Source organism: Microbacterium sp. Z12_35 (genome assembly GCF_058310475.1).
The window spans coordinates 1,679,362-1,705,997 of the sequence record NZ_JBZEGJ010000001.1 but is presented as its reverse complement, the minus strand read 5'-3'; the positions used below and the strand labels follow the sequence as shown (position 1 = coordinate 1,705,997).

Here is a 26,636-nt window from a genome sequence, read left to right as displayed (position 1 = left end):
ACGAAATGAGGGAATGCATGGACGTGTTGCACGATCGGGTGTCGGCGGTGCTGGCGGGTGCCGCCGTGGGCGATGCGCTCGGCGGGGCGACCGAGGGCTGGACGCCCGAACAGATCGAGGAGCGGCACGGCGGACGTGTCGAGGGGATCGTCGGTCCGTTCCTGCCCGACTGGCGCACGGCGAGGCCCATCGCGCCGTACCACAAGGGCGATGGGCACGTGACGGATGACACCCTCATGACGCACGCGCTCATCGAGGTGTACGCGAAGCAGCGGCGCCACCTCGACGCCTACGACGTCGCGAGCGACCTCGTCCCCCTCATGATCGGCGAACGCCGCTGGATCCCCGAGCTGGAGGACGAGGCGCTCATCCTCCAGCGCGTCTTCCTGGCCGAGAAGTGGCTCGTCATGAAGCTGCACTACGGCCACGCCGACCCGCGCGAAGCGGGCGTCGGCAACGTCGTGAACTGCGGCGCCACGATGTACATGGCACCCGTCGGGCTCGTCCACATCGGCGACCCGCGTGGCGCTTACGCCGAGGCGATCGACATCACCGGCGCGCACCAGTGGTCGTACGGTCGCGAGGCGGCAGGCGTGTTCGCCGCCGCGGTCGCCGCGTCCGCCGCCCCCGGCGCCACCGTCGCCGACGTGCGCCGCGCGGTGCTCGATGTCGCCCACGACGGCACTGCCGCCGCCATCCGCGCCGTCTTCGACGCCGTCGACGCTTTCCTCGCAGCCGGCGGGTCGGACGACCCGCGCGAGCTCGGCCGCATCATCCGGCGGGCGGTCGCACCCTTCGACACGGTGGGGGAGCAGTACCGGTCGCCGGCGATGGACGCTCGGCTTCCGTCACGTACGAAGGCGATCGAGGAGCTTCCCGTCGCCCTCGGCTTCGTGGTGGCGCACGACGGCGACTTCCGCGCCGCGGTGCTGGATGCGGTCAACTACGGCCGCGACGCCGACTCGATCGCGACGATGGCCGGCGCCATCTGCGGTGGCCTGCGCGGCAGCGCCGCCGTCCCGAGCGAGTGGGTGAGCGGGGTCACCACCGCGAGCCGCCTCGACCTCGACGGCGTCGTCACGGCGATGGTCGACGTGGTCCGTGACGTCGCGCGCGCCGACGCGGAGCGCGCGGCCGCGCGCTCCGCGGCGCTGTCGACCCTGCTGGCGCCGGAGGCCGTGGCGTGAGGCTGACGTGGGCACAGCCGGAAGACCTCGTTCCCGCCGAGTTCGCGGCGTTGCGGGAACAGGGTGTGAGCGAGGACGAGCTCCTGCCGATCGAACGCCGGTGGGCCGCGGCCGGTGGCGCCACCCGGCTAGCCCCGTCGGGCGCAAGCGCAACGCCGGCGCCCGCGGCGCAGCGCGAACTGGCGCGGAACATCCTCGACGAACTGGAGGGGCTGCAGCGCCCGAGCGCGGATGAACCCGACGGGTGGGACGCGATCGAAGCGCTCCTGCCGCCCGCGCCGGGCGCGGCCGCCGGCGGAGCCACGTTCGAGCGCGTCCACGGGGCGTGGCTCGGGCGGGCGGCGGGGTGCCTGCTCGGCAAACCCGTCGAGAAGATCCCGCGCGAGGGGATCGAGGAGATCGCCCGCGCGACCGGTAACTGGCCGATCCACGGCTACTTCACCGCCCGGGGTCTGCCCGCCGAGGTCGCCGAGCGGTGGCCCTGGAACCGGCGCTCCGCGCCGACCTCCCTCGTCGAGAACATCGCCGGGATGCCGGAGGACGACGACCTGAACTTCCCGATCCTGGCCCTCGAACTGCTCGAGCAGCACGGCGCGGGCCTGCAGACCGACCACGTCGCCGAGGCGTGGCTCGCCGCCCTGCCCGCGGGCCGGGTCTTCACGGCCGAGCGCGCCGCGTACCGCAACATCCTCGACGCGCGCCCCGTGCCCGAGACCGCGACCCACCACAACCCCTTCCGGGAGTGGATCGGCGCGGTCATCCGCGCCGACGTGCACGGGTGGGCCCACCCCGGCGACGTGCGGGGCGCTGCCCGCTCGGCGTGGATCGACGCACGGCTGAGTCACACGCGAAACGGCCTCTACGGCGAGATGTGGGCCGCCGCCCTGTGCGCGGCATCCCTCGTCGCAGACACCCCCGACGCCGTCCTGGATGCCGCGGACGCGGTCGTCCCGCCCGCCTCGCGCCTTGCGCACGCCGTGCGGTTCGGGCGCGAGACCGGTCGTGCGCTCGCCGACGGCCGTCTGAGCACGGCGGATGCGCTCGACGCCCTGCACGCCGAATACGCCGGCATGCACTGGGTGCACACCCTCAACAACGCCGCCCTCATCGCGTGCGCGCTGCAGGCCCACGGCCGCGACTTCGGCGCCGCCGTCGCGCTCGCCGTTTCCGGGGGCTGGGACACCGACTCGGGCGGCGCGACCGTCGGCTCGGTCGTCGGCGGCCTGGTCGGCGCGAACGGCATCGGCGCCGCGTGGACGTCGCCCCTGCAGGACCGGATCGCCACCTCCCTGCCCGGCGGTGCACACCGCTCCATTCGTGAGCTCGCCGAGCGCACGCGCGGGCTGTGGGAGGTGTCGTCGTGAGCGTCGTCGTCGTCGGCAGCATCAACCAGGACGTCGTCGCCCGCGTCGCCCGCATCCCGGCGCCGGGCGAGACGCTGCTGGCCTCGTCGCTCGTGCGCACCGGCGGTGGCAAGGGGGCCAACCAGGCCGTCGGCGCCCGTCGCGCCGGTGGCGCCGCGGTCGCGTTCGTCGGAGCGGTGGGCACCGACGCCGAGGGGGAGACGCTGCGGGCTGCGCTCGTGGCCGACGGCATCGACGTCTCCGGCCTGGTCCGGGTCGAGGACGTGACCGGCACCGCGCTCATCTCCGTCGACGCCTCCGGCGAGAACGCCATCGTCGTCGCCGCCGGTGCCAACGCGGCCCGAGAGACGCTGACCGACGTGCAGCGCGAGGTCGTCGCGGGGGCCACGGTCCTCCTGACCCAGCTGGAGATCCCGGTGCCGCTCGTCCAGGATGCGGCGGCGTCCCGTGCCGCCGGTGCGTGGCACGTCCTGAACGCGGCTCCTTCGGCGCCCTTCGCGTCGGCGCGCGACGCACTGCTGGCCGCGACCGACGTGCTCGTGGTGAACGAGCACGAAGCCCTCGAGGTGGCAGGAACCCACGAACTGGACGCGGCCATCGCCGCACTCGCACCGGCCGTGCGCGCGCTCGTGATCACCCTCGGCCGCCGCGGGTGCCTCGTCGTCTGCGGCGACGAGCAGGCGGAGGTTCCCGCGCACGTGGTGACGGCCGTGGACACCACCGGCGCCGGCGACACCTTCTGCGGAGTCTTGGCCGCGGCCCTCGCCGCGTCCGGACGGCGCCCCGACACCGTCGACGTCGCTCTACTCGTCGACGCCGCGCGGGCCGGGGCCGCCGCATCCGCCCTCGCCGTCACGCGCCCCGGTGCGCAGGACGCGGTGCCGACCACCGGCGAGGTCGCCGCCTTCCTGAAGGAGAACCTGACGTGAGCGGTGGATTCGACCCCCTCGTCCCCCGCGAGATCGACCGGCCGACGCCGGTTCCGCTCGACGTCGACGTCACCGCGGGCGATGCGGCGACCCACCTCGACGACGCGAAGATCTTCATCGCCCCGACCGATCCCGCCGACCTCGACGCGTGGCGCGCGCAGCTGACCGCGTGGCGCGAGGGCGCCCGTGCCCGCCACGGCGCGCCGACCCGGTACGACGACCCCGCATCCGCATGGGCGAGCCGCTGCTTCACGGTGGCGCAGGTGTGGCTGTGGGACGAGCTCTTCTTCGACTTCGAGGCGCAGCGGTTCACACCCGAACGCTTCCTCGACGACGCGCAGCGCCGGTTCGGTGGCCTGGACGGCATCGTGCTGTGGCACGCCTATCCCGTCATCGGCATCGACGACCGCAACCAGTGGGACTTCTACGCCGTCCCGGGGCTGGCCGAAGCCGCCGACGCGCTGCACGGCGCGGGAGTCGCGGTGTTCGTGGACTACAACCCGTGGGACGTCGGCACGCGCCGGGACGGCGACGACGCCACCGAGCTCGCCGCGACCGTCCGGCGGCTCGGCGCGGACGGCGTCTTCCTCGACACGCTGAGGAAAGCCGACCCCGACCTCGTCGCCGCGCTCGACGTCGCGCGCCCGGGCATCGGGCTCGAGGGGGAATCGAAGCTCGCCACCGAGCGGATCGCCGACCACACGCTGTCGTGGGCGCAGTGGTTCGCCGATTCCGAGGTGCCGGGCGTCCTCCGGGCCCGCTGGTTCGAGCGCCGCCACATGCAGCACCACATCCGCCGCTGGCACCGCGACCACGCCGAGGAGCTGCGCTCGGCGTGGCTGAACGGCGTCGGCATCATGGTGTGGGAGGTCGTCTTCGGCGCGTGGGTCGGGTGGAACGACCGCGACGCGGCGACGCTCCGCCGCATGCTGCCCGTGCAACGGGGCATGCACCGCTGGCTCGTCGAGGGGGAGTGGACGCCTCTCGCGGTGCACGACGCGCCCGTCTTCGGGTCGGCCTTCGAGCTCGACGGTGTGACCCTGCTGTGCCTGGTCAACACCTCTGACGCCGACGTCGTGCACGAGCTTCCCGGCGACGGGCGGTACATCCCGCTGCACGAAACCGGCGACGGGGTCTCGTCGGTGACGGTGCCGGCCGGCGGCATCGGGGCCGTCATGAGGCTTCCGGCGGATGCCGCGGTCCCGGCGCTCGTCGACGAGGTGAGCGCCGCGCTCCTCGCCGAGCCTCCCGTGGCGGACGCGTCTTTCCCGCACCGCCGGGCGCGACGACTGCCCGCGCCCGCGTGGACGGCACCTGTCGGGGGCGAGGCCGAGGCGGCCCCCACCGTGACCGTCGCCGCCGGCACGCATGTGCTGACGGTGCGGTTCCGCGCCCGCGAGACCGGCATGTACGAGGGTGCGCCGTACGTCGACGAGTGGAAGCCGTTGCCCCCGCGCCTGCACGACCAGCGCACGCTTGAGCGCGTCGCCGAGCTGCCGCATCCCGTCCGGGTCGCCGCCGCCGAAGTGAGCGAGGCGGAGTACGCCCGCTTCCTCGACTCGCTCGGCGAACACACCGACGCGCGCGATCCTCAGCTCCCCGCAACCGGCATGACCTTCGCCCGCGCCCGCGAGTACGCGGCATGGGTCGGCGGTCGGCTTCCGATGGAGGACGAGTGGCAGCTCGCCGCGTCCGACCCCTCCTTCCGGCGCCGGGAACCGGAGGTGTGGAACTGGACCGAGTCGGAGCACTCCGACGGTCGCACCCGGTTCGTCATGCTCAAGGGCGGCAGCGCGCACCGCAGCGACGGATCCGACTGGTACTTCGACGGCGGCGTGCAGACGCCGGAGTTCGCCGCCAAGCTGCTGCTGCCGGGGCTGGGACAGGACGCGTCGCCCTCGATCGGATTGCGGGTCTGCTGGGAGGACCGCACATGACCCCCCTCGACGGGCTCCGCGTGATCGACGCATCCACTCTGTTCGCCGGCCCCATGGCGGCCATGCACCTCGGCGACATGGGTGCCGAGGTCATCAAGGTGGAGCATCCGACCCGCCCCGACCCGGCCCGCGGGCACGGCCCGAGCAAGAACGGTCAGAACCTCTGGTGGAAGACGCTCGGGCGCAACAAACGCACCGTCGCGATCGACCTGCACACCGACGACGGGCGTGACGCGTTCCTCCGCCTCGCCCGCACCGCCGACGTCGTCATCGAGAACTTCCGCCCCGGGACGCTCGAGCGGTGGGGCCTCGGGTACGAGGAGCTGTCGGCCGAGAACCCCGGTCTGGTGCTGGCCCGCGTGACCGGCTTCGGGCAGATCGGGCCGTACCGCAGCCGGCCGGGCTTCGGCACGCTCGCCGAGGCGATGAGCGGGTTCGCCGCCGCCACGGGCGAGCCCGACGGACCGCCGACCCTCCCGCCCTTCGGACTCGCTGACGGCATCGCGTCGCTCGCGACCGCCTACGCGATCATGACCGCGCTGCACGCCCGTGGACGCGACGGCCGCGGGCAGGTGGTCGACGTGGCGATCATCGAGCCGATCCTCGCGATGCTCGGCCCGCAGATCACGCGGTGGGATCAGCTCGGCTCTGTTCAGCCGCGCACCGGCAACCGCTCCACCAACAACGCGCCCCGCAACACCTACCGCACGGCCGACGGCTCCTGGGTCGCCGTCTCCACCAGTGCGCAGTCGATCGCCGAGCGCGTGATGGCCCTCGTAGGCCGCCCCGACCTCGCGGCCGAGCCGTGGTTCGCCAGCGGGGCGAGCCGGGCCGAGCACGCCGACGAGCTCGACGACGCGGTCGGCGGCTGGATCGCGCAGCACACGCGCGACGAGGTGGTGTCCGCGTTCGAACAGGCGCAGGCCGCCGTCGCGCCCGTGTACGACCCGTCCGACATCGTCGCCGACCCGCAGTTCCAGGCACTCGGGACGATCCACCGCATCCACGACCCCGACCTCGGCGACATGGCCATGCAGGGACCGCTGTTCCGCCTGTCGCGCGATGAGGCGACGATCGCATTCTCCGGACGCGCGCACGCCGCCGACACCGACGAGGTGCTGGAGTCGCTCGGCTACACCGCGGACGACATCACGCGCATGCGTGCGGAAGGATCGATCGCATGACCCGCCGCATCCTCGTCGCCCTCTATGCGCCCGCCGACCGTCCGGAGCGCTTCGGCAAGGCCCTCGAGGCGGGGGCGGATGCGGTCATCGTCGACCTCGAGGACGCGGTGACGCTCTCGCGCAAGGCGCAGGCGCGAGCCGCGCTCGCCGACTTCGCCGCCGCCTGGACCGAACGCGGGGAGCACGCCCCCGCCGTGCAGGTGCGCATCAACGCACGAGGCGCTGCCGCCCACGAGGAGGATCTCGCCGCCGTCACGGACCTGCCCGCATCCTTCGGCATCCGGCTCCCGAAGACCGAGTCGGCCGACGACGTCGCCGCGATCCGCTCCGCCCTGCCGGGCCGTGAGGTGCACGCGCTGCTCGAATCCGCGCTATCCATCGAGCGGGCGTTCGACATCGCGGGAGCCGGGGTGTCTTCCATCGCGGCGGGAGAGGCCGACCTGCGCGCCGAGCTCGGCGTTCCCGCGGGGCCGGCCGGCGAACCGGGCCTCGCCTGGTCGCGGGGGCGCATCGTCAACGCCGCCGCGGCAGCGGGCCTGCCGCTGCCCCTCATGGCCGTGTGGGCAGACGTCGCCGACCTCGACGGCCTCGAGCAGAGCTGTCGCGCCGGACGCGCGCTCGGGTACGCCGGGCGCACCGCCGTCCACCCCCGTCAGATCGAGGTCATCCGCCGGGTCTTCACGCCGGATGCCGACGAGGTCGCTCGCGCCCAGCGCATCGTCGACCGCGTGGCGGCGGCCGCCGCCGACGGCACCGGCGCGTTCGTGCTCGAGGACGGCACGTTCATCGATGTGGCGATGGTGAAAGCGGCCGAACGCGTGCTCGCCGCATCCGATCACCCTCGCGTCTGAGCCCTTCGCAGGATCGGGTGACGGCACCCCTGGGGCGCCGCTTGCTCGCAGCCATGGCGGGTCCACCGAGCAACGTCGAGTTCGTTCGGCGCGGGGATCCGCGGGATCCGCGGGGATCCCCCACAACGGGGCCGCCCTGAGCCGCGGTGCCGCGACCGCGCGGGGAGCCCCTGTCCGGCGTCCCCCGCAGTCGGCACACTAAGAGCGTGACCATGACGACGTCGCACGTGATCAAGCCGCTCACGCCGGAAACCTTCCCGGCGTGGCTCGCGCTCGCCGAGAAGCACAACGGGGTGTGGGGCGGGTGCTACTGCTCGTATTTCCACGGCGACACGGAGGAGACCATCAAGAGCGAGTACGACGGGCCGACGTTCAAGCAGCGACTCGTCGCGGAGGGCGTCGCGCACGCCGCGCTGGTCTTCGACGGCGACGCCGCGATCGCGTGGTGCCAATACGGCAGTCCGGCCGAGCTGCCGGGAATCTACCACCGCAAGCAATATGACGCCGGCGAGACGAATCCGGCACCGTGGCGCATCACCTGCTTCTTCGTCGACCGCGACCACAGGCGGTCGGGAGTGGCACGGGAGGCGCTGGATGGTGCGCTCGAGCTGATCGCGCGAGCCGGCGGCGGGGAGGTGGTCTCGTTCCCCAACGAGCTGGCCCCGGGAAAGAGGACGTCATCGTCGTTCCTGCACAACGGCACGAGGGCGATGTTCGAGAAGGCCGGCTTCACCTTCGAGCGTCACATCGGCAAGAGCAAGACCGTGATGCGCAAGACGGTGCATCCCGCCACCGGCTGACACGCCTCCATCCGATTCGCCCCCGGCGACGACGAGCCGGTACCCCGGCGGCACGCGTAGGTCGTCATCGTCCCAGCGGCGTTGAGCATGTGGAGCTTCCCGTGGGCGATGCGCCGGAGATCCGTCCCGAAGCGCAGTACGCGCTCGTGCACCGCCAGGCGCGGAACAGTCAGCGCCGGACGACGTCGGCTGCTCGATCGCTCGGTCGGGCGGTCAGGGGCGGGAGGTCCCATTCCTCGTCTGGCGTGCGGAGAACGCGAAGCGCGAGGAACGCCATCCCCGCGGCCGTCAGCGACCACGCCACCAGATCCAGCCAGTTGTTCGCGAGCATGACCGCGGTCAGGTGCAGCGGTTGCGACACCGCCAGGAGCAGGGCCATGGTCCTCGGCATCAGCCGAGAGCGGAAGCAGAGAACGCCCAGGAGGACGGTGCCCAGGATGTGCCCGACGAGGAACGCGACGAAGAAGACGGTGGGGGGCGTGAGCGCGCCGACGCCATCGTAGATCGCCGAGACCGTGGCGGGGTCGATAGCGAGGCGGGCTCCGGCGATCGCGATGGCGTCGAGGGCGGCCAGCCCCGCGAGGCCCAGATAGCCCGGGATCAGGAGGGCCCCGACCCAGGTGGCGAGCACCGGCTGATAACGCCGCACGAGATGCACCGCGGCATACGCCCCGGGGACCAGGGTGAAGGTCGCGACAGCGCCGAGCGCGAGGATCACATCGAACCGGACGGGATCTGCGGCCGCCGCGGCTGCTGCCGGGTCGAACGGGATGATGAATCGAAGCAGCGCGACCGCGAGCGGTCCGACCGGCATCAATACGGCGGCTGCAATCCGGCCGAACCGTCGCGTGTCCCGTGGCGCACGCCTGGCGCCTACCGTGGCGCTCACGAGCGCTGCCCCCTCAGGAGGAGCAGGACGATCGCGGCCACCGTGACGATGACGGTGGCCGCTGCCGCGAGAACAGCCGCCGTCGGAACATCCGGCACGAAGAAGGCGGGGACTGCCGTCAGCGCCGACAGCGCCCGTAGCGCAGCGATCACCCAGATCGACCACCGTGAACCGCGCCAGGCGAACGGGACGAGCACCGCGGTGCCGACTCCGAGCACGAGCACACTGACGGCGACCTCGGGCGGAAGGAAGGAGCCCGGAGCGAGTTGGACCACACCGCCGACGATGTCGACGAGGGCCAACGCGGCCGAGATCGCGACGCCCACACGCGTCACGGCGGGGGCGGTCTTTCGAGCGGTGTGTGACGCCGGTGCGTCGAGGTTCCTGGTCATGGTCGTGCTTCCTTACCGTCGTGGCCGATACCGGCGGCGGTGTGCGCCGGTCGCGATCGACTCTCCTCTGCGCCGTGCCGGGCCGGATGGGGCGGCACCCGTCATTCGCTCGGTGGCGACCGGGAAAATGTCCCGGTCAGGTTGGGGGTCTGCCCCTAACGCCGCCGCCGCGCCGCCGCGATACTCGACTCATGGCGGCTGGGGAGACGGACGGCACAACGATCGGGGTACTGATCGCCGATGATCACCCGATGGTGCGTCGCGGGCTCCAGTCGTTGCTCGCCACGCTCCCCGGGATCGATGTCGTCGGCGAGGCGGGCAACGGACACGAGGTGATGCGGCAGGCAGCGCTGTCCAGACCCGATGTCGTCGTGATGGATCTGCGGATGCCGGATCTGGACGGCGTCGAGACGACGCGACGGCTCATCCGCGATCATCCGTCTGTCGCCGTCCTGGTCCTCACGATGTTCGACGAGGACGCGCTCATCTCGGAGGCTCTGAACGCCGGCGCGCGCGGGTACCTGTTGAAAGGCGCCGAACAGAACGAGATCGAGCGGGCCATCCGGGCCGTCGCGGCAGGCGACGCGATCTTCAGCTCAACCGTCGCCGACCGCGTTCTAGGGAGGATCGCGGCGCCGCCGGTGTCCGCGCTTCCCCCGCTGACTCCGCGGGAAGGCCAGGTTCTGGAGCTGATCGCCGCGGGCTTGGCGAACGACGTGATCGCCGATCGCCTCCACCTCGCGCCCAAGACCGTCGGCAACCACATCTCGGCGATCTTCTTGAAGCTCGGAGTGGCCACCCGGAGTGAGGCGATCGTCCTCGCGCGAGATGCCGGTTTGGGCCGGCAGTGACGGCGCCCGCGGCTCCGGGCAGGGCGGCGTCTGGCGGCCGGATGCTCCACAGGCCGATCCTGATCGCAATATTGGCGCTGTGGGCGTGTCTCACCGTCGCCGTCGTCGTCCTTGCCGTCATGGTGCGGGCGACATGGGCCGACGTCGTCTCCAGCTACATGCTCACCAACCTCAGCTTCAGTGTCGGTTTCGTCTTGTCGGGAGCGGCGATCGCGTGGTTTCGACCAGGGAACGCGGTGGGCTGGATCTTCCTCGTGTGCGGCTTGGGTCACCTACTGACGCCGGCATGCGGTCTCGGCGCCATCTTCGGCGCGGACGCGGGCTGGTCGGTGTGGTTCACCAGGTCGCTGGGCACCTGCTCCACTGCTGGCTGGTTGGTCGGGATAGTGGGGCTCTTCCCACTCGCCCTGCTGCTGTTTCCCGACGGTCGGTTGCCCTCGCCTCGGTGGGCGCCGCTGGCGTGGCTGATCGTGGTCTACACGGTCTTCCAGGTCGTCACGTGGGTGCTCGGCGACGAGGGCCCGTCGCCGGCGCGCGCCACGACATCCATCCTCTCGATCGGTCTCGTTCAGCCTGAGCCGCTCATCATCACCGCCAGTATCGTGGGCCTGGGTGTCCTCGTCGCGGCGGTTGCGTCACTGATCGTGCGCTACGTCCGCGGCGATGAGACCATCCGCCGGCAACTGCTCTGGGTCATCCTCGCGGTCGTGATCATGGTGGTCATCAACTCGCAGCGCTGGCTCACCGGCGACGGGCCGGTACTGCTGTTGCTGACGTTCGGCCTCGTTCCCGTTTCCATCGCAATCGCGATCGTGCGATACGGGCTGCTCGACATCCGTCTGGTGGTGTCGCGCACGCTCCTCTACGTCGTTGCCGTCGGTGCCCTGATCGCCGTATACGCAGGTATCGTCGCGGCGCTTTCCGCGGTGGTACCCACAGACGCGGACCGCACGGTCTCCGTCGTCGCCGCCATCGTGGTGGCGCTCGGGTTCAACCCGCTCCGCCTTGCGCTTCGCCGGATCATCGACCGCGCCTTCTACGGCACGCGCTCGGATCCTGCGAGCACCGCGGGGCGTGTCGGGGAGGGGCTGGGTAACGCGGAGAATCTCGGCGACGTGATCGAGCGTGCGCGGATCGCCCTGCGCCTTCCTTACCTCGCGTTGACAACGGTCGACGGTGAGCGTCGAGCCGCGTCGGGCGAGCTGGACGGGGGAGAGCAGGCGGAGGTCGCGTTGCGCTATCGCGGATCCGAGGTCGGCCACCTCGTTGCCGGACTGCGTCGGGGTGAACGCGTGCTGCACGACGATGATCGCCTCTCGCTGGAGCTCATCGCCTCCCCGCTCGCGGTGGCCGTACACGCCTCGACGTTGGCGGAGCAGGTGCAGGCATCCAGAACCGCGGTCATCGAGGCGCGCGAGGAGGAGCGGGTGCGTCTTCAGCGGGAGCTGCACGACGGCCTCGGCCCGATTCTGACGAGCGCCGCTCTGCAGGCGGACGCGACATCGAACGTGCTGCTCTCGGATCCTCCCGCCGCCGAGCAGCTACTGGCGGACGTCCGCTCCGATATCCGTCAGGCGCTGAACGACGTCCGCCGCGTGGTGTACGGCCTGCGTCCGATCGAGCTGGACGAACTCGGACTGATCGGAGCTCTCGAGCAGCGCACGCGACAGCCCATCGCGGTCGGCGATCGCACCGTGCGGTTCTCCGTCGAGGGTGGGGAGCTCCCGCCCCTCAGCCCCGCCGTGGAGCTCGCCGCCTTCCGTATCGCGATGGAAGGGGTATCGAACGTGCTTCGGCACTCGGATGCCACGCGCTGCATCATCTCCGTCGGCACGGTCGGCGACACCCTCGAGCTCGCCGTCGCGGACAATGGCTCACAGAGCGCCGGCTGGATAGCGGGGGTGGGCCTGCGGTCGATCGTCGATCGCGCAGAGGAGCTGGGTGGATCAGCAACCGGCGGCCCCACGCCCGAAGGCTGGCGGATCCGCACGACGGTGCCGCTGGCGGTGCCTCCGTCGGATCGATGAACTGAAGCCAGTTTCGCGATCCCGTCTCCACCGAGGACCACCCGCCTTCGGCGTGCTAAGCGGCGGAGATCTGCGGGGCGAGGGTGTCGATGCGTCGGCGCAGATCGGCGTACGCCACCTCGAACGCCGCGAGGTCGCCAGCCGCGGCGGGGTCGGGGACGGACCAGTGCAGGTCGCTGGTGCCGAGGTGTTCGTGGGCGTTGTCGCAGACCGTGATTCGAAGATCCCCCTCCGCCTCGATCTCAGACAGCAGACGTGGGCGCGCATCGGAGAGGTCGAGGCCATGCTTCGCGGCGACCTTCACCGCGCCGCGTGCGACCGAGGGAGCGGGAACGGTTCCGCCCGATGCTGCGGGAATGGAGCTCCTTTCCCGCCACATGTGTTCGGCGAGCTGCGAGCGCGCGGAGTTGGCGGTGCAGACGAAAACCACTCGGGATGCCGCCAGGTGCGCGTGCGTCCCGAGGTCGGTCAGCTCGCCGGCGTTCAGCTGCACGTAGCTGCGCCGTCGGTCACCCTCAGATCGCGATCGCGTGATCAGCGTCACTGACTCGAGAACCTTGAGGTGATGCGCGAGCAGGTTGGACTCCACCTCGAGCCGGAGCCGCAACTCCCGCGGTGACAGATCGCCGTGCGTGAGCAGGTCGACGATCCGAAGACGCGTGGGGTCGGCGAGCGCCGCGTGGCGCGCGGCGCGGGCCTCGAGGAATGTTCGCTCACTGTTCATTGACTCAATGCTGATTGAGCTAGGGTGTCGCTGTCAAGCTCTGGAGGACCATGAATCACTCGCACCTGATCCGACGCGTCGTCGCTGAGGCGCTCGGCGCGGGTTTCCTCGTCGCGGTCGTCGTCGGCTCCGGCATCGCTGCCTCCCACCTGTCGACGGATCCGGGTATCCAGCTGCTGGCGAACAGCGTGGCGACGGCGATGGGCCTCACGGTGCTGATCCTCGTCCTCGGTCCGCTGTCGGGCGCTCACGTGAATCCGTTGGTCTCGTTCGTTGACGCCGCGCTTGGTCGCCGTGCACGCACCGGGCTGACGACCGCCGAGGCGATCCTGTACGCCGCGGCGCAGCTGACCGGCGCCATCGGGGGAGCGGTGCTCGCGAACCTCATGTTCGAGGTGCCGACTGCGTGGTCGACAACGGAACGCGCCGGTGCGGGTGTCCTGCTCGGTGAGGTCGTCGCCACCGGCGGGCTGATCCTGTTGGTGGTCGGCCTGGCCCGCGGCGGCGCCGGGCTGATTGCCGCGCCGGCGGTCGGCGCGTACATCGGGGCGGCGTACTGGTTCACCAGCTCGACCTCGTTCGCCAACCCGGCCGTCACCGTCGGGCGCATGTTCACCGACACCTTCGCGGGCATCGCCCCGGGTTCCGTTCTCCCGTTCCTCGCCGCCCAGCTGCTCGGCGCCGCCGTTGGTGCGCTGCTCGCCGCCTTCCTGTTTCCCCGCACCCTCGCGGGCCTGCCCGTCGCCGACGACGTCGTCGTTGCGCAGACCCTCTCCTGACCCGAAGGACACCTCATGCACATCGTCGCCATCGGCGGCAGCGACGCCGGAATCTCTGCCGCGCTGCGAGCACGCGAGCTCGACCCGACCGTGGATGTCACGGTGGTCGTCGCCGACGCGTACCCGAACTACTCCATCTGCGGCATCCCGTACTTCTTCTCCGGCGAGGTGCAGCCGTGGCAGTCGCTCGCCCATCGCACCCACGCCGACCTCGAAGCGACCGGCATGCGCCTGCGGCTCAACACCCTCGCCACGGGGATCGACGTCACCGGTCGGCAGCTCACCGTTCGCGACGAACAGGGGGTCGAGTCGACCATCGGCTATGACGCACTCGTCGTCGGCACCGGCGCGCTGCCTACTCACGCCGGGATCGCCGGTCTCGACGAGCTCGGCCCCGACGACGGCGTGCACGTCATCCACTCAATGGGCGACACCTTCGCGCTGAACGCGCACCTCACCGAGCGGACGCCGCGCTCGGCGATCATCATCGGTGCCGGCTACGTGGGCCTCGAAATGGCCGAGGCGTTCACCGCCCGCGGCATCGCCGTCACGCAGCTGCAGCGCGGTGCCGAAGTGCTTTCCACCCTGGATGACGAGCTGGGCGCGCTCGTGCACGCGGAACTCGCCAGCCACGGTGTCGTCGTGCATACCGGCACCACCGTCCGCAGCGTCGAGAAGACCGACCGCGGCCTGGTCGTGTACGCCAACCGCGCCGGCGGAGACGTCACCCACACCGCGGATCTTGTCCTCGCCGTGGTCGGAGTCCGCCCGAACACACAGCTGCTCGAGCACGCCGGCGCGGCCCTCGGTGCGGGGAACGCTGTCATGGTGGACGAGCAGATGCGCACGGGCCTGCCAGGTGTGTTCGCCGCCGGCGACGGGGTCACCACTCACCACCGCCTCCTCGGCGTCACCTACCTCCCCCTCGGAACCACCGCACACAAGCAGGGCCGCATCGCCGGTGAGAACGCCTTGGGCGGAGCTGCCCGTTTCGCCGGTTCGGTCGGTACCCAGGTCGTCAAGGTCTTCGACCTCGTCGCCGCACGCACCGGACTCCGCCAGCACGAAGCGCTCGCCGCAGGATTCCCCGCGGCCACCACGCAGGCCGTCGCCGACGACCACAAGCGGTACTACCCGGGCGCTCAGCCCATCAGCATCCGCATCACCGGCGACACCGGCACCGGTCGCCTCCTCGGCGCACAACTCGTCGGGCGACTCGGCACCGAGACCGCCAAACGCGTCGACACCTACGCCACCGCCCTGTTCGCCGGACTCACCGTCGAGCAGGTCAGCGACCTCGACCTCTCGTACACCCCGCCGCTCGGGTCGCCATGGGACGCCGTGCAGGTCGCGACCCAGTCCTGGTCGCGCGACACTCGACTGACGGGATCCCGCGCATGACCACCCCGCCGACCGTGTTGTTCCTCTGCACACACAACGCCGGGCGCTCCCAGCTCGGCGCGCACCTTCTCACCCATGTCGCCGGCGATCGTGTCTCATCGACCAGCGGGGGGATCGCCCCCGCCGACGTCATCAACCCCGCCATCGCACGCACCCTCGCCGAGCTGGGCATCGACACCTCCGCCGCCACGCCGCGCGCGGTCACCGCCGAGGACCTCGCCACCGCAGACATCGTCGTCACCATGAAGCCCGGCCTGGCGCTTCCCGGCCCGATCGCGGGAGAGCACGTCGAATGGGAGTTCCCCGACCCCGCTACGTGGGAGGCCGACGGCGCGCGCGACCTCCGCGATGCCGTCCGCACCGCGGTCACCGCGCTCGCGGAACGGTTCGCCTAGACCTCGCGGCCGTCGCGCCGAGAGGCGAGAACTTCCCTGCCCTCCGGAGTGAGCGCGTACGTGTCGCCATCGCGCGCCACCCAGCCGAGGTTGAGAAGCCGCCAGACCGTCTCGTCCAGCATCCGGGGGAGCCGCTCCCGGTGCGCCGTGGTCAACTCCGGGCGACGAGCCTCCCACGCGGCCACCATCTCGGCCTTCGAGAGGCGCCCGCCGACCGCCAGGATGTCGAGGACCAGTGCGCGCACCGCGGTGAGGTGGCGCCGCGCGATCGGATCGGTCATCGGGCGCCGCTCCCCGGGCGCCGATGCTCGATCATGACGTCTCCCGCCACGGGCCCGCCACCGGGTGATCGCCCAGGCGGTGGTCCGCGTCCGGACGCCCGGTCACGTCGATCACGGTCACGGCATCCTCCGCAGATATCGATGTGCGTCGATAACCCAGTATCGAATCATCCATCGATCGTCGCCGCCTCCGGGGGATGGCCACGTTGCTCGCCCCCGCGTGAGCGACGTTCGGGTGGACCGTCGCTCGGCGATCGCTCGTGGGCGAGTTTGCTGACTCAGCTGAGGAACTCCGGTCGTACCTCTGCGACGCCGCCCAGCTCGCCTTGGAGTCGGCGGACCAAGAGCCGACCTTGCTCCACCCAGCCGGCAGGGAGTGGATCGTCCACCTGTCGCGTCAGCCAGGCCTCGTTCCAGTCGTACAGGTCGGCGCTGAGCTCCGACGTGAGTCCGAGCTGCGGACCGGTGAGGCGGTAGTCGTCGGTGAAGTCCTCCCACAGCGGCCACCCGCTGATCCATTCCGGAAACACCCGAACAACCCGCAACCCATTCGGCAACACGGTCGGCCGCGCGTGCCGGCTCCTGGCCATCAGGTAGCGATCCTGCATCTGCCGACGGCGCTGCCACTCCCGCGCCGAGCCCGGCGGGTCGTTGTAATCCATCCCCGAGAGCCAGATCAGACCGCGCATGCCGCGTGAGTCGTTTTCCACGAGAGCAAGGGACCAGAGGCGCTCATCTCCGTTGGACATCGCCAGCGCAGTCTCCAGAGCTTCCTCGACCGTCGCCTCGACGATGTCGAGGGTGGTGACCGCGTTGGCGGGGCCCTCGAAGACGTAGACGCGATAGCGTGCGTCGTCTCTCTCCCAGGTCGAATCCCGTTCATCCACGTAGAAGCCGTGCATCACATCAACCTACGGTCGCGGTTGTCGTGATGGCGACCGAGGTCCCGTGGTCGGCTGATCTCACCGAGGAGAGACGTGGACGCGGCGGCGGGAGTCGAACCCGCAACGCACTCGGGTATGAACCGATGCCCGGGACCGCCCGGACCGCCGCGATGATGCCTCGACGCTACCCATGCCGGGCCGTTTCGGTCGACTGTGTGACGCCGCATGTCCAGGCCGAGAATCCCGCGCTCCGGGGCGGATGCGGCACGCCGCGGGTCAGGGGCGCGGAGGAGGAGGCGGAGCATCGAGGGCCTGCAGCATCCGGGTCAGGGCTTCGCGCATCTCGGCGCGGTGCGGCTCGGCGAGGTCGGTGCGGTACGCCACCCCCTCCGGCACCCACGACATGCCGTACATGGTCTCGCGCCAGTCGCTGCCGCCGACGGGCCAGCGCGTGCGGGTCTCGTTCTCCGCGGTCGCGCCCTGGCCCCATTGCCCGAACACATCCCGCATGACGTCCCAGGGGAGATCCATGACGACATCGGTCTCCACCGGCTGACGCACCCAGGAACGCGCGACGAGGATGAACTCGTCGATCTCCTCCTCGGTGAGCGGGCGGGGGCCGAACAGCACGCGCGCGTGCTCGACGTCCGACAGGCGATCGACCCGGAACGTGCGCCAGTCGTCGCGGTCGAGGTCCCAGCAGAGCACATACCAATGCCGGTCGGCGGGCGCGAGATAGTGCGGTTCGACCCGTCGCCTCGTCACATCGCCGGCCGCTGACGTGTAGGTGAAGCGCACACGCTCGCCGTCCCGGCACGCCAGCGCGAGTTCGCCCAGCACCTCGGTGGATGCTGCTTCCCCGACCGCGACGCCCACCGGATGCACAGCGTCGGCGAGCGCCGTCACGCGCCTGCGGAGGGCCGCCGGCAGCACCTGCTCGAGCTTCGCCAGTGCCGTCAGCGCCGTCTCGGCGCCGCCGACCAGGCGCTGGGATGCGGCGATCCGCAACCCGATCGCCATCGCCACAGCCTCCTCGTCGTTGAGGAGAAGGGGAGGAACGGCGCTCCCGGCCTCGAGGCGGTACCCCCCGGCCGCCCCGGGCGTCGACTCGATGCGGTACCCCAGCTCGCGGAGCCGCTCGACATCGCGGCGCACGGTGCGCTCGGTGACACCGAGGCGCCCGGCGAGCTCGGACCCGGGCCAATGCCGATGCGTCTGCAGCAGATTGAGGAGCGACAGGGCGCGCGTGGTGGTATCCGACATGACGGAAGTCTGCCCTACTATGCGGACCGAATCTGTCCGCATTGCTTCCTACGCTCGCGGCATGGCGAATGAACCGATCCTCGAAGCGCAGGGTCTCACGAAGCGCTTCACCGTCAAGAAGAAGGTCGTCGAGGCGGTCACCGACCTCACCTTCCAGGTCGCCGCGGGCGAGCTTGTCGCATTCCTCGGTCCCAATGGGGCCGGCAAATCCACGAGCCTGCGGATGCTCACCACGCTGCTGCCGCCGACTGCCGGCACCGCTCGCGTCGTGGGTCACGACATCCTCCGCGACCCCGCCGGGGTGCGCGCCCGCATCGGATACGTGGGGCAGCTCACCAGCGGCAGCTTCTCGCAGCGCGTGCGGGACGAGCTGCTCAGCCAGGGCGCGTTCTACGGCATGTCCCGCGCTGCGTCGGCGGTACGTGCGGACGAACTCGTCGAATCTCTCGACCTCGCCCCGTTCGCGACGCGGTCGGTGCAGCAGCTCTCCGGCGGGCAGAAGCGGCGGCTCGACATCGCGCTCGGTCTCATGCACGCGCCGCCCCTGCTCTTCCTGGACGAGCCGTCGACGGGGCTCGACCCGCAGAGCCGCGCGAACCTGTGGCAGCACATCCTCGAGCTGCGTGCCTCCCATGGGACCACGGTGTTCCTGACGACGCATTACCTCGAGGAGGCCGACCGCTACGCCGAACGGGTGATGGTGATGGACCGGGGCCGGGTGATCGCCGACGACACCGCCGTGCGGCTGAAAGCCGAGCTCGCCGGCGACGTCCTCACTCTCGGCTTCGCCCGCCCTGCGGATGTCGAGGCCGCACTTCCCGTCGTGGCGCGGCTGACCGACCGCACCGTGCGGCGGCATGATGCCGCATCCCTCACCCTCACGGCACCCGACGGCGACAGGCTGCTGCCCGCAGCGATCCGGGCGCTGGATGCCGCGGGACTGGCCGTCACGGAGGCGACCGGTGTGCCGCCGACTCTCGACGACGTCTTCCTCGCCCTCACCGGTCGGACGCTGCGGGAGGCCGGAGAGGGCGAGGGTCAGCCCGCCGGCGAGCCGGAACTCTCCGACGCGGCGCCGGCCGCATCCGCCTCGACGACAGGAGCATCCCGATGACCACCGCATCCGACGCCCGCCCGCAGACCGCGGTGGGTGGCAACGCCGCTCGTGACACATGGCACGTTCTGACCCGCGAACTGAAGCCGGTTGTCCGCGACCCGTTCACTCTCATCTTCAGCCTCGTGCAGCCGCTGGTCTTCCTCGGCTTGTTCGCTCCGCTCCTCATCGGCTCGTCCGGTGTGCCGGCGGCGGAGACGCTGCAATGGTTCGTACCCGGCGTCCTCGTCATGATCGTGCTGTTCGGTACCGGAGCAACCGGGTCGAATCTGCAGTACGAGATGATGACCGGGTCGCACGAACGCACCCTCGTCGCTCCGCTGGTTCGCTCGTCGCTCCTGGTGGGCCGGGCGCTGAAGGAGGTCGCGCCGATCCTCGTGCAGTCGCTGATCATCGTGCTGATCGCGTGGCCGTTCGGATTCTCTGTCAACCCCGTCGGACTCCTTGTCGGACTCCCCCTGCTCGCGGTGTTCGGGGTGGGCCTCGGATCGCTCTCGTATGCCCTCGCCCTGGCCACACGAGACCGCGAGTGGCTGTTCTGGGGTGTGCAGCAGACACTGATCTTCCCCCTCCTGATCCTGTCGGGGATGCTGCTGCCGCTGGATGCCGCGCCGGCCTGGATGCGCGCGGTCGCGACGGTGAACCCCATCAACTGGGTCGTACAGGCAGAGCGTGCCGTCTTCGCCGGAGACCTCGGCGCCGCCGCGGTGCTGTGGGGCTGGGTCGCTGCGGTCGCCCTCGCCGCCGTCGGCCTGCTCGTCGGCATCCGCGCCATGCGCCGGGCGCACTGACCCGTCCGTGCGGGATCCGGGCGATCGTGACCGACGGGCGGGCGGGCGGAGGAGCAATCGGTTCTCGCCGAGGGCAGTACCGTTAGAGGATGGCGAGGACGGCGAGGAACGGGCTGCTGGCCCTGGTCGCCGTCGTCGTGCTCTTGCTCGTGGGCGTGCTCGCGGCGGTCCTCGCGGGCATGTGGCTCGATGCCCCGCGCGGGGACGCCGCGCGCCCCGAGGAACCCGGCGAGACGGCGCTGACCTGGGTGGCCCGGGCGCTGCTGCTGCTCTCGGTCGCGTGGCTGGTCATCGGCATGCTCGCTGCCCGGACGCGTCTGGTTCGCCGCCCGGGCGCGGCAGGTGCTCGCGCGGCGTGGCTGGCCTCCACCCGGCCGTGGCGGGCAGAGGAATCCACGCTGGGGATGCTGCCGCTGGACCGCTGGCTCATGATCCTCGTGCCGGGTGGCCTGCTGGTCGCCACCCGCGGCGTGCAGACCGCGCTGCTGGGATGGATCGAGCTCGCCGCCGTCCTGGGCGGATGGTTCGTCTTCGCCGTCGTGGTGCGCATCCTGGTCGGACGGCGATCGCCGTGGCCGGTGATCGCCGCCGTGGGCGGGGTGATCGTCCTGCGCTGCGCGCTCGCGCTCGTGGCCGTCTCGATCGCCGGCCCGACAGCGTTCTGGGAAGCGTTCTGGTCGCATCCCCTCGTCCGGTTCTTCTATATCGTTCCCGCAGTCGCCCTGGCGCTGTGGGCATTCGTCGCCGCCGGCGGGGCGCTGGCCGCCCAGTTCGGCAGCCGGCGCGGCTGGGGGATCGTGCTCGCCGGCATGGGTGCCGGGCTCGCCCTCCCGGCCGCGGTGATCGCCCTGGCCGGCTTCGGCCTCGTGACGGAGGCGTGGACCGGCCAGTTGCCGGGCACGCGTCCCGGACTCGATGCGCTCATCGGGATGGAAGGTGCGACGGGCACATGGGGCGCGGTCGTCGCGGGTGTGGTGCTCACGGCCATTGGTCTGGTCCTGCGGTTCTTGCCCTCGCGAAACGCCGAGCGAGCAATACACTGACCTCGGGTGGGGGACCCCGACCGATGGGAGCATCATGACCGATGTCACGAACGCGGTGCCCGAGCGCCGCCTGCTGTCCAGCTTCACGGAGTATCTCGACGCGCAGTCCGCTGTGGACAGACTCTCCGACGGCGGGTTCCCCGTCGAGAACGTCGCGATCGTCGGGCACAACGTCCGAATCGTCGAGCAGGTCACCGGTCGCATGACCAACGGCCGTGCCGCCGGGTACGGTGCGGCAAGCGGTGCGTGGTTCGGTCTTCTCATCGGACTGCTGTTCGGCCTCCTCGCGCCCGGGGTCGTCTGGCTGTGGCTGCTCCTGTGGGGGCTCGTGCTCGGCGCCCTGTGGGGGGCAGTGTTCGGTTTCGTCGGTCACTGGGTCACCCGTGGTCGCCGCGATTTCAACTCGGTGCAGAAGCTGGAAGCCGAGCGATGGGACGTGATGGTGAACGCCGACCAGCTGCTGCGCGCACAGTCCGTGCTCGGCACGACCGCGCCTGCGACGCCCGCGGCTGCTCCGGCCGCGCCCGCTCCGGCCGCCTCAGCTCCGCCCGCTCCGCCGGCCGCCCCTCCGGCACCCCCTGCGCCGGGCGGCCCCGCGGGCTCCTGACCCGGTCCGGCGCTTCCGGTCTGGGGTCGGCGCGCATCGCCGAAACGGCGATGGCGCGCGGCACGGACGACCTCTCCGGCAGTCGGTGGCCGGGGGCGGTGTCGGTGCGCGCGCCTAGACTGGTAGGGACATGACCGACGCATCCACGCCCTCGCCCACGCGCTCGGAGGCTCCACGCAGCGCGTCAGCGATGCGTGGGGGAAGCGGGGGGATCATCGTCGGCGGCGACCGCGGTCCGCAGTCCGGTACGGGCGCTCCCCGCCCCGACGATGACCTGCTCGAGGGCTTGAACCCGCCGCAGCGCGAAGCCGTCACCTATCGCGGTCCGGCGCTGCTCATCGTCGCGGGCGCCGGTTCGGGGAAGACGCGCGTGCTCACGCACCGCATCGCGTCGCTGCTGCGGACCGGCGAGGCGTGGCCGAGCCAGATCCTCGCGATCACCTTCACGAACAAGGCCGCCGGTGAGATGCGCGAGCGCGTGCGGCAGCTGATCGGCGATCGCGCCGAAGGCATGTGGATCTCCACCTTCCACTCCGCGTGCGTGCGGATCCTCCGTCGCGAAGCGCAGCAGTTCGGCTTCACCAAGGCCTTCACCATCTATGACTCCGGCGACTCCCGTGCGCTCATCAAGCGCCTCGTCAAGGAGCACGAGGGGGATGCGTTCGGCCTCACCCCGGCCGGCACGCAGAGTCGCATCTCCAAACTCAAGAACGAGCTCGCCGACGCAGAGTCGTACGCGCGGCAGGCGAACATGAGCGATCCCGCCGAGCGCGTGTTCGTGGAGATCTTCGGCGCATACCAGAGTGCGCTCCAGCGGGCGAACGCCTTCGACTTCGACGATCTCATCGCCCAGACGGTCTACCTGTTCCGTGCGTTCCCGCACGTGGCCGACGTCTATCGACGCCGGTTCCGCCACATCCTCGTCGACGAGTACCAGGACACGAACCACGCGCAGTACGCGCTCATCCACGAACTCACCCGGCCGATCGGCTCCGACGCCGGACCGATCGCGTCCTCCGGCGGCATGATGATCTTCGACGCGGATCCGGCCGACGACCCCGACAAGGCACCCGCGTCGCTCACCGTCGTCGGTGACTCCGACCAGTCGATCTACGCGTTCCGCGGCGCCGACATCCGCAACATCAGCGAGTTCGAGCGCGACTATCCCGGCGCGAAGGTCGTCCTGCTGGAACAGAACTACCGCTCGACCCAGAACATCCTGTCGGCTGCGAACGCGGTCATCAGCAACAACTTCGATCGCAAAGACAAGCGGTTGTGGACGGACGTGGGCGCGGGCGAACCGATCGTCGGCTTCACCGGCTACTCCCAGCACGACGAGGCGCAGTTCGTGGCCGACGAGATCGAGGCACTGCGCAAGGGCGGCATCGGCTACAACCAGATGGCGGTGTTCTACCGCACGAACTCGCAGTCGCGTGCGCTGGAGGAGATCTTCATCCGCTCCGCCATCCCGTACAAGATCATGGGCGGCACCAAGTTCTACGAGCGGGCCGAGATCAAAGACGCCATCGCCTACCTCGTGGCGGTCGCCAATCCGGCCGATGAGATGGCGATCCGCCGCATCCTGAACAAACCGCGCCGCGGCATCGGCGATGTCACCGAGACGGCGATCGCGCGGTACGCCGCCGACCAGCAGATCACCTTCCGCGACGCGCTCGCGAATGCGTCGGCGCTCGGGGTCGGGCCCAAGCTCCAGCAGGCCATCGCGCACCTGGATGCGGTGCTCGCCGAGGCGACCGAGATCATGCTGCCCGCGTCGGGAGAACTCGCGCCGCCCACCGCGGTCACCGAGGGCCTCACGCTGCTGTTGAACAAGAGCGGCTACTTCGATGCGCTGCGGGCCAGCCGCGACCCGCAGGACGAGGCGCGCCTGGAAAACCTCGACGAGCTCGTGGCCGTGACCCGGGAGTTCGCCCGCAACAACCCCGAGGGCACCCTGATCGACTTCCTCACCGAGGTCGCGCTCGTCTCCGACGCCGATGACCTGGTGGATGCCTCGGGCTCGGTGTCGCTCATGACCCTGCACACGGCGAAAGGCCTCGAGTACGACGCCGTCTTCCTCACGGGGGTCGAGGAAGACCTCATCCCGCACCGCATCTCCGCGGGGGAGCCCGGCGGCCCGCAGGAGGAGCGCCGGCTGTTCTACGTCGGCATCACGCGCGCCCGGAAGCGCCTGCACCTCTCCCTCGCGATGACCCGTGCGCAGTTCGGTGAAGTGTCCGTGGCGATGCCCAGCCGCTTCCTGCAGGAGATCCCCGCCGACCTCATCGACTGGCGCCAGTCTCCCGGCGATGTCAACTCGCGCGGGGGTGCGCAGTCGCGTGCGCTCAACGCCCGCCCGCGACGGCCCGGCGCGGGAGGCCGCTACGGCGACGACCTCGTCCCGAAGTCTTCGGCGATCGACAAGTTCCCGAACCGGATCCCGGCGAAGGTGCGCGACAACGGCGACATGGAACTCGCCGCGGGCGACCGCATCCGCCACGACGATTTCGGCGAGGGTCGCGTGGATGCGATCACCGGCGAGGGCGCCAAGCGCGTCGCGCACGTGCGTTTCGATTCGGTGGGCGCCAAGAAGCTCCTCGTGAAGATCGCGCCGATCGTCAAGCTGTGACCCGCGCGCGCTCCGGTCGTTAGGCTGGCCCGGATGGCTCTGTTCTCGCGCCGCAAGTCCGCCCCGCCCGCCGGCCCTCCGCCCGAGGGGGTCGAACCGGGCGAGCAGCCCGTCGACCCCGCGAGCGAGGGGAGTGCCGCCCCTGCGACGCCACCGGAGTCCCCGGAGCCTGCGCCCGAGGTGACGATCTCCGTCTCCGCGTTCCGCGGCGTGGGCGCTGCGACGTCACCGCCCGCGGCGGGCGCACCACCGGAGGATGCCGCATCTGCGGGCCCGCCCGGAAGCCCCGCATCCGCGGCCCCGCAGGAGGGCGCTGCGCCGCTGCCGACGCGACGCGCCGCACCCGCCGAGGCCCCGCCTCCGACGTCGACGCTGCCCGGCCTCCGCGACAACGTGCTGCTGACCCAGGCCCTTGCGGCGTTACCGGAGAAACCCGGCGGCATCGACCTGATGAACGTCGCGCGCCAGCTCCTGCAAGGACACCTGTTCCTCCGCGTGCAGGGCGATGCCCGCGCGCTGTTGTCGCAGGGCAAGCCGCTTCCGCTGTCGATCGCGACCCTCGGCGACAAACGCTTCGTGCTGGCCTACAGCGGCGGCGCCGCCATTCAGGCGAGTGTCCGGGCCGACGGCAACACCAAGACGTCGGCGATGGGCCAGCCCGTGCTGGCCGTGTTGCGCCACGCCGTTGCCGGTGGCTACGACGGCCTGATCCTCGACAACAACTCCGCGCCGGGGCGCGCCGTGCTGCCGAGGGAGATCCTCCAGCGCGCCGTCGACGACGCGGACGAGGGTCTGCGGATCAAGACCCTACTCGCCGAGCAGCGGACCGACGCCACGGCGACGGAGGTTGCCCTCGCGCTGATCGAGGCGCCCCTGTGGATCGCCGTCAAGCGCGCGGAGGCCGGCGGCCCGGTGGGCGTGGCCGAGACCCGCACCGCCGAGGGGGAGCGTTTCCTCGAGGTGTTCTCGCACCCGCTGGAGTCGGTGGCTCTGGCCCGCGGCGACGCCGCCGCGCCGATCACGGCGGCGCAGCTGGCGACGGCGCTGGCTCGCGACGAAGCACTGACGGGGGTGCTGGTGAACCCCGCCGGTCCCTGGATCCGGCTGACGCGCAGCGACCTGGCACCGCTCCTCGCCCTCGCCGGGTAGCGCGGGGGGCAGCATCCCGGGGATGACGGGAGCGTGGCCCCCCGATACGGTCGGTGCATGGCCTCCCCTCGCATCACGCTGTCCGTGCCGGGCCCGTCGGGTGATCGGGAGGTGGGTATCTCCAACCCCGATCGCGTGCTGTGGCCGGAGGCGGGCATCACCAAGCGCGAGCTCGCCGAGTACTTCATCGCCGTCGCCGACCCGTTCCTCGCTGCCAACGGCAACCGGCCGGTGTCGCTCGAGCGGTTCCCCGACGGCGTGGACGGCGAGAGCTTCTTCTCGAAGAACCCGCCCAAGGGTGCGCCCGACTACGTCGAGGCCGTCACCGTGACGTACAACAGTGGGCGGAAGCATCCGCAGCTCGTGCTCACCGAGATCGCGTCGGCGGTGTGGGCGGCGCAGATGAACACGGTCGTCTTCCACCCGTGGGCATCCCTCGCCTCGAACCCCGACAACCCCGTGGAGCTGCGGATCGACCTCGACCCGCAGCCGGGCACGGGATTCGCCGAGGCCGTCGTCGCAGCCCACGGGCTCCGCGAGGTGCTGCGCGAGGCCGAGCTGGAGCCGTGGATCAAGACGAGTGGCAACCGCGGGCTCCACGTGTTCTGTCCCATCGAGCCGACGCACGAGTTCCTCGATGTCCGCCACGCCGTGATCGCCGCGGCCCGCGAACTGGAGCGCCGCATGCCCGATCGGGTCACCACGGCGTGGTGGAAGGAGGAGCGCGGCGAGCGGATCTTCGTCGACTTCAACCAGGCCAACCGCGACCGCACGATGGCCGGTGCATACTCGCCGCGCCAGCTGGCAGCGGCGACGGTGTCCACGCCGGTGTCGTGGGACGAGCTGGACGGGGTGGATCCGCTTGCCTTCACGGTGCGCAGCATCCCTCATCGACTGGCCGACGTCGGCGACCCCTGGGCGGGGCTCCTGGATCGCCCGGGGCGGATCGACACGCTGCTCGGCTGGTGGGAGCGCGACCTGGAGAACGGACTCGGCGAGCTGCCGTTCCCCCCGGACTTCCCGAAGATGCCGGGCGAGCCCCCGCGCGTGCAGCCCAGCCGCCTCAACCCGAAGAACTGGTCCTAACCCCGTCGAGTCGCCACAAACTGTCGTGTTTCGCGCGGAAACCGGACGTTTTGTGGCGAGTCGACGGGGGTGTGAGGGG

The 26,636-nt window shown here is 71.1% G+C and carries 26 protein-coding genes and 1 tRNA gene; 19 read left to right on the top strand and 8 right to left on the bottom strand.

Features of this window, described 5'->3' with window-relative positions; all coding sequences use genetic code 11:
- Nucleotides 1-17: 17 nt before the first annotated feature.
- The 7 genes from AC4FS1_RS08340 to AC4FS1_RS08310 all read left to right on the top strand — a co-directional run bounded on the left by AC4FS1_RS08340 (nucleotide 18) and on the right by AC4FS1_RS08310 (nucleotide 8,252).
- Entirely contained in the window at nucleotides 18-1,187 is a 1,170-nt protein-coding gene (locus AC4FS1_RS08340) for an ADP-ribosylglycohydrolase family protein (RefSeq protein ID WP_491154098.1), read from the top strand.
- Complete coding sequence (locus AC4FS1_RS08335) at nucleotides 1,184-2,551, top strand: ADP-ribosylglycohydrolase family protein (RefSeq protein WP_491154097.1); 1,368 nt, start codon at nucleotides 1,184-1,186, stop codon at nucleotides 2,549-2,551. Before AC4FS1_RS08340 ends, AC4FS1_RS08335 begins: the two co-directional genes overlap by 4 nt.
- Entirely contained in the window at nucleotides 2,548-3,480 is a 933-nt protein-coding gene (locus AC4FS1_RS08330; protein ID WP_491154095.1) for a ribokinase, read from the top strand. The genes AC4FS1_RS08335 and AC4FS1_RS08330 overlap by 4 nt, the downstream gene beginning before the upstream one ends.
- Nucleotides 3,477-5,417, top strand: a complete 1,941-nt coding sequence (locus tag AC4FS1_RS08325; RefSeq protein WP_491154094.1) for an SUMF1/EgtB/PvdO family nonheme iron enzyme — start codon at nucleotides 3,477-3,479, stop codon at nucleotides 5,415-5,417. The genes AC4FS1_RS08330 and AC4FS1_RS08325 overlap by 4 nt, the downstream gene beginning before the upstream one ends.
- Nucleotides 5,414-6,601 (top strand): CaiB/BaiF CoA transferase family protein, encoded by a 1,188-nt coding sequence (locus AC4FS1_RS08320; protein ID WP_491154092.1) that lies wholly within the window; start codon nucleotides 5,414-5,416, stop codon nucleotides 6,599-6,601. The genes AC4FS1_RS08325 and AC4FS1_RS08320 overlap by 4 nt, the downstream gene beginning before the upstream one ends.
- Nucleotides 6,598-7,452 carry an HpcH/HpaI aldolase/citrate lyase family protein gene (locus AC4FS1_RS08315; RefSeq protein ID WP_491154090.1) on the top strand — a complete coding sequence of 285 codons (855 nt, stop codon included), beginning with the start codon at nucleotides 6,598-6,600 and terminating at the stop codon, nucleotides 7,450-7,452. The genes AC4FS1_RS08320 and AC4FS1_RS08315 overlap by 4 nt, the downstream gene beginning before the upstream one ends.
- 212 nt (nucleotides 7,453-7,664) lie before the next feature.
- Nucleotides 7,665-8,252 (top strand): N-acetyltransferase, encoded by a 588-nt coding sequence (locus tag AC4FS1_RS08310; RefSeq protein ID WP_491155682.1) that lies wholly within the window; start codon nucleotides 7,665-7,667, stop codon nucleotides 8,250-8,252.
- 169 nt (nucleotides 8,253-8,421) lie between these two features.
- On the opposite strand, the gene AC4FS1_RS08305 is transcribed toward AC4FS1_RS08310, so the two are convergent.
- Nucleotides 8,422-9,066 carry a hypothetical protein gene (locus tag AC4FS1_RS08305; RefSeq protein ID WP_491154088.1) on the bottom strand — a complete coding sequence of 215 codons (645 nt, stop codon included), beginning with the start codon at nucleotides 9,064-9,066 and terminating at the stop codon, nucleotides 8,422-8,424.
- 71 nt (nucleotides 9,067-9,137) lie between these two features.
- Nucleotides 9,138-9,533, bottom strand: a complete 396-nt coding sequence (locus tag AC4FS1_RS08300) for a hypothetical protein (protein WP_491154087.1) — start codon at nucleotides 9,531-9,533, stop codon at nucleotides 9,138-9,140.
- A gap of 191 nt (nucleotides 9,534-9,724) precedes the next feature.
- Here AC4FS1_RS08300 and AC4FS1_RS08295 point away from each other — a divergent pair, with 191 nt between their 5' ends.
- Nucleotides 9,725-10,384: a response regulator transcription factor gene (locus AC4FS1_RS08295; RefSeq protein WP_491154085.1), complete on the top strand. Its 660-nt coding sequence runs from the start codon at nucleotides 9,725-9,727 to the stop codon at nucleotides 10,382-10,384.
- 41 nt (nucleotides 10,385-10,425) lie between these two features.
- On the top strand, nucleotides 10,426-12,411 hold the full coding sequence (locus AC4FS1_RS08290) for a sensor histidine kinase (RefSeq protein WP_491154084.1): 1,986 nt from the start codon (nucleotides 10,426-10,428) through the stop codon (nucleotides 12,409-12,411).
- 55 nt (nucleotides 12,412-12,466) lie between these two features.
- Here the strand turns inward: AC4FS1_RS08290 and AC4FS1_RS08285 are convergent, their stop codons facing one another.
- Nucleotides 12,467-13,135 (bottom strand): arsenate reductase/protein-tyrosine-phosphatase family protein, encoded by a 669-nt coding sequence (locus AC4FS1_RS08285; protein ID WP_491154082.1) that lies wholly within the window; start codon nucleotides 13,133-13,135, stop codon nucleotides 12,467-12,469.
- Nucleotides 13,136-13,185: 50 nt separating this feature from the next.
- On the opposite strand from AC4FS1_RS08285, the gene AC4FS1_RS08280 reads away from it, so the two are divergent.
- From AC4FS1_RS08280 to AC4FS1_RS08270, 3 genes are read left to right on the top strand one after another with little or no spacing between them, the layout of a single operon-like run.
- Nucleotides 13,186-13,914: an aquaporin gene (locus tag AC4FS1_RS08280; protein WP_491154081.1), complete on the top strand. Its 729-nt coding sequence runs from the start codon at nucleotides 13,186-13,188 to the stop codon at nucleotides 13,912-13,914.
- A 15-nt stretch (nucleotides 13,915-13,929) separates the two neighbouring features.
- A complete protein-coding gene (locus AC4FS1_RS08275) occupies nucleotides 13,930-15,315 on the top strand; it encodes an FAD-dependent oxidoreductase (protein WP_491154079.1) in 1,386 nt (461 codons plus the stop codon).
- The gene (locus tag AC4FS1_RS08270; protein ID WP_491154077.1) at nucleotides 15,312-15,710 is read left to right on the top strand and encodes an arsenate-mycothiol transferase ArsC; all 399 of its coding nucleotides are present in this window, start codon (nucleotides 15,312-15,314) and stop codon (nucleotides 15,708-15,710) included. The genes AC4FS1_RS08275 and AC4FS1_RS08270 overlap by 4 nt, the downstream gene beginning before the upstream one ends.
- On the opposite strand, the gene AC4FS1_RS08265 is transcribed toward AC4FS1_RS08270, so the two are convergent.
- The 5 genes from AC4FS1_RS08265 to AC4FS1_RS08245 all read right to left on the bottom strand — a co-directional run bounded on the left by AC4FS1_RS08265 (nucleotide 15,707) and on the right by AC4FS1_RS08245 (nucleotide 18,138).
- Nucleotides 15,707-15,991 (bottom strand): hypothetical protein, encoded by a 285-nt coding sequence (locus AC4FS1_RS08265; RefSeq protein ID WP_491154076.1) that lies wholly within the window; start codon nucleotides 15,989-15,991, stop codon nucleotides 15,707-15,709. The genes AC4FS1_RS08270 and AC4FS1_RS08265 overlap by 4 nt on opposite strands.
- Before the next feature lie 31 nt (nucleotides 15,992-16,022).
- Nucleotides 16,023-16,166 carry a hypothetical protein gene (locus tag AC4FS1_RS08260; RefSeq protein ID WP_491154073.1) on the bottom strand — a complete coding sequence of 48 codons (144 nt, stop codon included), beginning with the start codon at nucleotides 16,164-16,166 and terminating at the stop codon, nucleotides 16,023-16,025.
- Nucleotides 16,167-16,269: 103 nt separating this feature from the next.
- A complete protein-coding gene (locus tag AC4FS1_RS08255) occupies nucleotides 16,270-16,893 on the bottom strand; it encodes a hypothetical protein (protein WP_491154072.1) in 624 nt (207 codons plus the stop codon).
- 76 nt (nucleotides 16,894-16,969) lie between these two features.
- Nucleotides 16,970-17,045: transfer RNA gene (locus AC4FS1_RS08250), tRNA-Met, on the bottom strand.
- 106 nt (nucleotides 17,046-17,151) lie between these two features.
- Nucleotides 17,152-18,138, bottom strand: coding sequence for a helix-turn-helix transcriptional regulator (locus AC4FS1_RS08245; protein ID WP_491154070.1), 987 nt, complete (start codon nucleotides 18,136-18,138; stop codon nucleotides 17,152-17,154).
- A gap of 61 nt (nucleotides 18,139-18,199) precedes the next feature.
- Between AC4FS1_RS08245 and AC4FS1_RS08240 the strand changes: the two genes are divergently transcribed.
- The 7 genes from AC4FS1_RS08240 to ligD all read left to right on the top strand — a co-directional run bounded on the left by AC4FS1_RS08240 (nucleotide 18,200) and on the right by ligD (nucleotide 26,557).
- Nucleotides 18,200-19,252, top strand: a complete 1,053-nt coding sequence (locus AC4FS1_RS08240) for an ATP-binding cassette domain-containing protein (protein WP_491154069.1) — start codon at nucleotides 18,200-18,202, stop codon at nucleotides 19,250-19,252.
- Nucleotides 19,249-20,043, top strand: a complete 795-nt coding sequence (locus AC4FS1_RS08235; RefSeq protein WP_491154067.1) for an ABC transporter permease — start codon at nucleotides 19,249-19,251, stop codon at nucleotides 20,041-20,043. The genes AC4FS1_RS08240 and AC4FS1_RS08235 overlap by 4 nt, the downstream gene beginning before the upstream one ends.
- A gap of 89 nt (nucleotides 20,044-20,132) precedes the next feature.
- On the top strand, nucleotides 20,133-21,086 hold the full coding sequence (locus AC4FS1_RS08230) for a hypothetical protein (RefSeq protein WP_491154066.1): 954 nt from the start codon (nucleotides 20,133-20,135) through the stop codon (nucleotides 21,084-21,086).
- Nucleotides 21,087-21,120: 34 nt separating this feature from the next.
- The gene (locus AC4FS1_RS08225) at nucleotides 21,121-21,693 is read left to right on the top strand and encodes a YflT domain-containing protein (RefSeq protein WP_491154064.1); all 573 of its coding nucleotides are present in this window, start codon (nucleotides 21,121-21,123) and stop codon (nucleotides 21,691-21,693) included.
- Between the two features lie 190 nt (nucleotides 21,694-21,883).
- A complete protein-coding gene (locus AC4FS1_RS08220; RefSeq protein ID WP_491155680.1) occupies nucleotides 21,884-24,322 on the top strand; it encodes an ATP-dependent helicase in 2,439 nt (812 codons plus the stop codon).
- A 33-nt stretch (nucleotides 24,323-24,355) separates the two neighbouring features.
- Nucleotides 24,356-25,471, top strand: coding sequence for an SseB family protein (locus AC4FS1_RS08215; RefSeq protein WP_491154062.1), 1,116 nt, complete (start codon nucleotides 24,356-24,358; stop codon nucleotides 25,469-25,471).
- Between the two features lie 57 nt (nucleotides 25,472-25,528).
- A complete protein-coding gene (gene ligD / locus AC4FS1_RS08210; RefSeq protein ID WP_491154060.1) occupies nucleotides 25,529-26,557 on the top strand; it encodes a non-homologous end-joining DNA ligase in 1,029 nt (342 codons plus the stop codon).
- Nucleotides 26,558-26,636 lie beyond the last annotated feature (79 nt).

What these genes read in the sequence shown, in the direction of transcription:
- AC4FS1_RS08265 (WP_491154076.1), bottom strand. Translation starts at nt 15,991, where the DNA reads ATGACCGATCCGATCGCGCGGCGCCACCTCACCGCGGTGCGCGCACTG.
- AC4FS1_RS08320 (WP_491154092.1), top strand. Translation starts at nt 5,414, where the DNA reads ATGACCCCCCTCGACGGGCTCCGCGTGATCGACGCATCCACTCTGTTC.
- AC4FS1_RS08260 (WP_491154073.1), bottom strand. Translation starts at nt 16,166, where the DNA reads ATGGATGATTCGATACTGGGTTATCGACGCACATCGATATCTGCGGAG.
- AC4FS1_RS08340 (WP_491154098.1), top strand. Translation starts at nt 18, where the DNA reads ATGGACGTGTTGCACGATCGGGTGTCGGCGGTGCTGGCGGGTGCCGCC.
- AC4FS1_RS08215 (WP_491154062.1), top strand. Translation starts at nt 24,356, where the DNA reads ATGGCTCTGTTCTCGCGCCGCAAGTCCGCCCCGCCCGCCGGCCCTCCG.
- AC4FS1_RS08245 (WP_491154070.1), bottom strand. Translation starts at nt 18,138, where the DNA reads ATGTCGGATACCACCACGCGCGCCCTGTCGCTCCTCAATCTGCTGCAG.
- AC4FS1_RS08305 (WP_491154088.1), bottom strand. Translation starts at nt 9,066, where the DNA reads ATGCCGGTCGGACCGCTCGCGGTCGCGCTGCTTCGATTCATCATCCCG.
- AC4FS1_RS08220 (WP_491155680.1), top strand. Translation starts at nt 21,884, where the DNA reads ATGCGTGGGGGAAGCGGGGGGATCATCGTCGGCGGCGACCGCGGTCCG.
- AC4FS1_RS08310 (WP_491155682.1), top strand. Translation starts at nt 7,665, where the DNA reads ATGACGACGTCGCACGTGATCAAGCCGCTCACGCCGGAAACCTTCCCG.
- ligD (WP_491154060.1), top strand. Translation starts at nt 25,529, where the DNA reads ATGGCCTCCCCTCGCATCACGCTGTCCGTGCCGGGCCCGTCGGGTGAT.
- AC4FS1_RS08230 (WP_491154066.1), top strand. Translation starts at nt 20,133, where the DNA reads ATGGCGAGGACGGCGAGGAACGGGCTGCTGGCCCTGGTCGCCGTCGTC.
- AC4FS1_RS08295 (WP_491154085.1), top strand. Translation starts at nt 9,725, where the DNA reads ATGGCGGCTGGGGAGACGGACGGCACAACGATCGGGGTACTGATCGCC.
- AC4FS1_RS08280 (WP_491154081.1), top strand. Translation starts at nt 13,186, where the DNA reads ATGAATCACTCGCACCTGATCCGACGCGTCGTCGCTGAGGCGCTCGGC.
- AC4FS1_RS08225 (WP_491154064.1), top strand. Translation starts at nt 21,121, where the DNA reads ATGACCGATGTCACGAACGCGGTGCCCGAGCGCCGCCTGCTGTCCAGC.
- AC4FS1_RS08240 (WP_491154069.1), top strand. Translation starts at nt 18,200, where the DNA reads ATGGCGAATGAACCGATCCTCGAAGCGCAGGGTCTCACGAAGCGCTTC.
- AC4FS1_RS08285 (WP_491154082.1), bottom strand. Translation starts at nt 13,135, where the DNA reads ATGAACAGTGAGCGAACATTCCTCGAGGCCCGCGCCGCGCGCCACGCG.
- AC4FS1_RS08315 (WP_491154090.1), top strand. Translation starts at nt 6,598, where the DNA reads ATGACCCGCCGCATCCTCGTCGCCCTCTATGCGCCCGCCGACCGTCCG.
- AC4FS1_RS08290 (WP_491154084.1), top strand. Translation starts at nt 10,426, where the DNA reads ATGCTCCACAGGCCGATCCTGATCGCAATATTGGCGCTGTGGGCGTGT.
- AC4FS1_RS08275 (WP_491154079.1), top strand. Translation starts at nt 13,930, where the DNA reads ATGCACATCGTCGCCATCGGCGGCAGCGACGCCGGAATCTCTGCCGCG.
- AC4FS1_RS08235 (WP_491154067.1), top strand. Translation starts at nt 19,249, where the DNA reads ATGACCACCGCATCCGACGCCCGCCCGCAGACCGCGGTGGGTGGCAAC.
- AC4FS1_RS08300 (WP_491154087.1), bottom strand. Translation starts at nt 9,533, where the DNA reads ATGACCAGGAACCTCGACGCACCGGCGTCACACACCGCTCGAAAGACC.
- AC4FS1_RS08255 (WP_491154072.1), bottom strand. Translation starts at nt 16,893, where the DNA reads ATGCACGGCTTCTACGTGGATGAACGGGATTCGACCTGGGAGAGAGAC.
- AC4FS1_RS08270 (WP_491154077.1), top strand. Translation starts at nt 15,312, where the DNA reads ATGACCACCCCGCCGACCGTGTTGTTCCTCTGCACACACAACGCCGGG.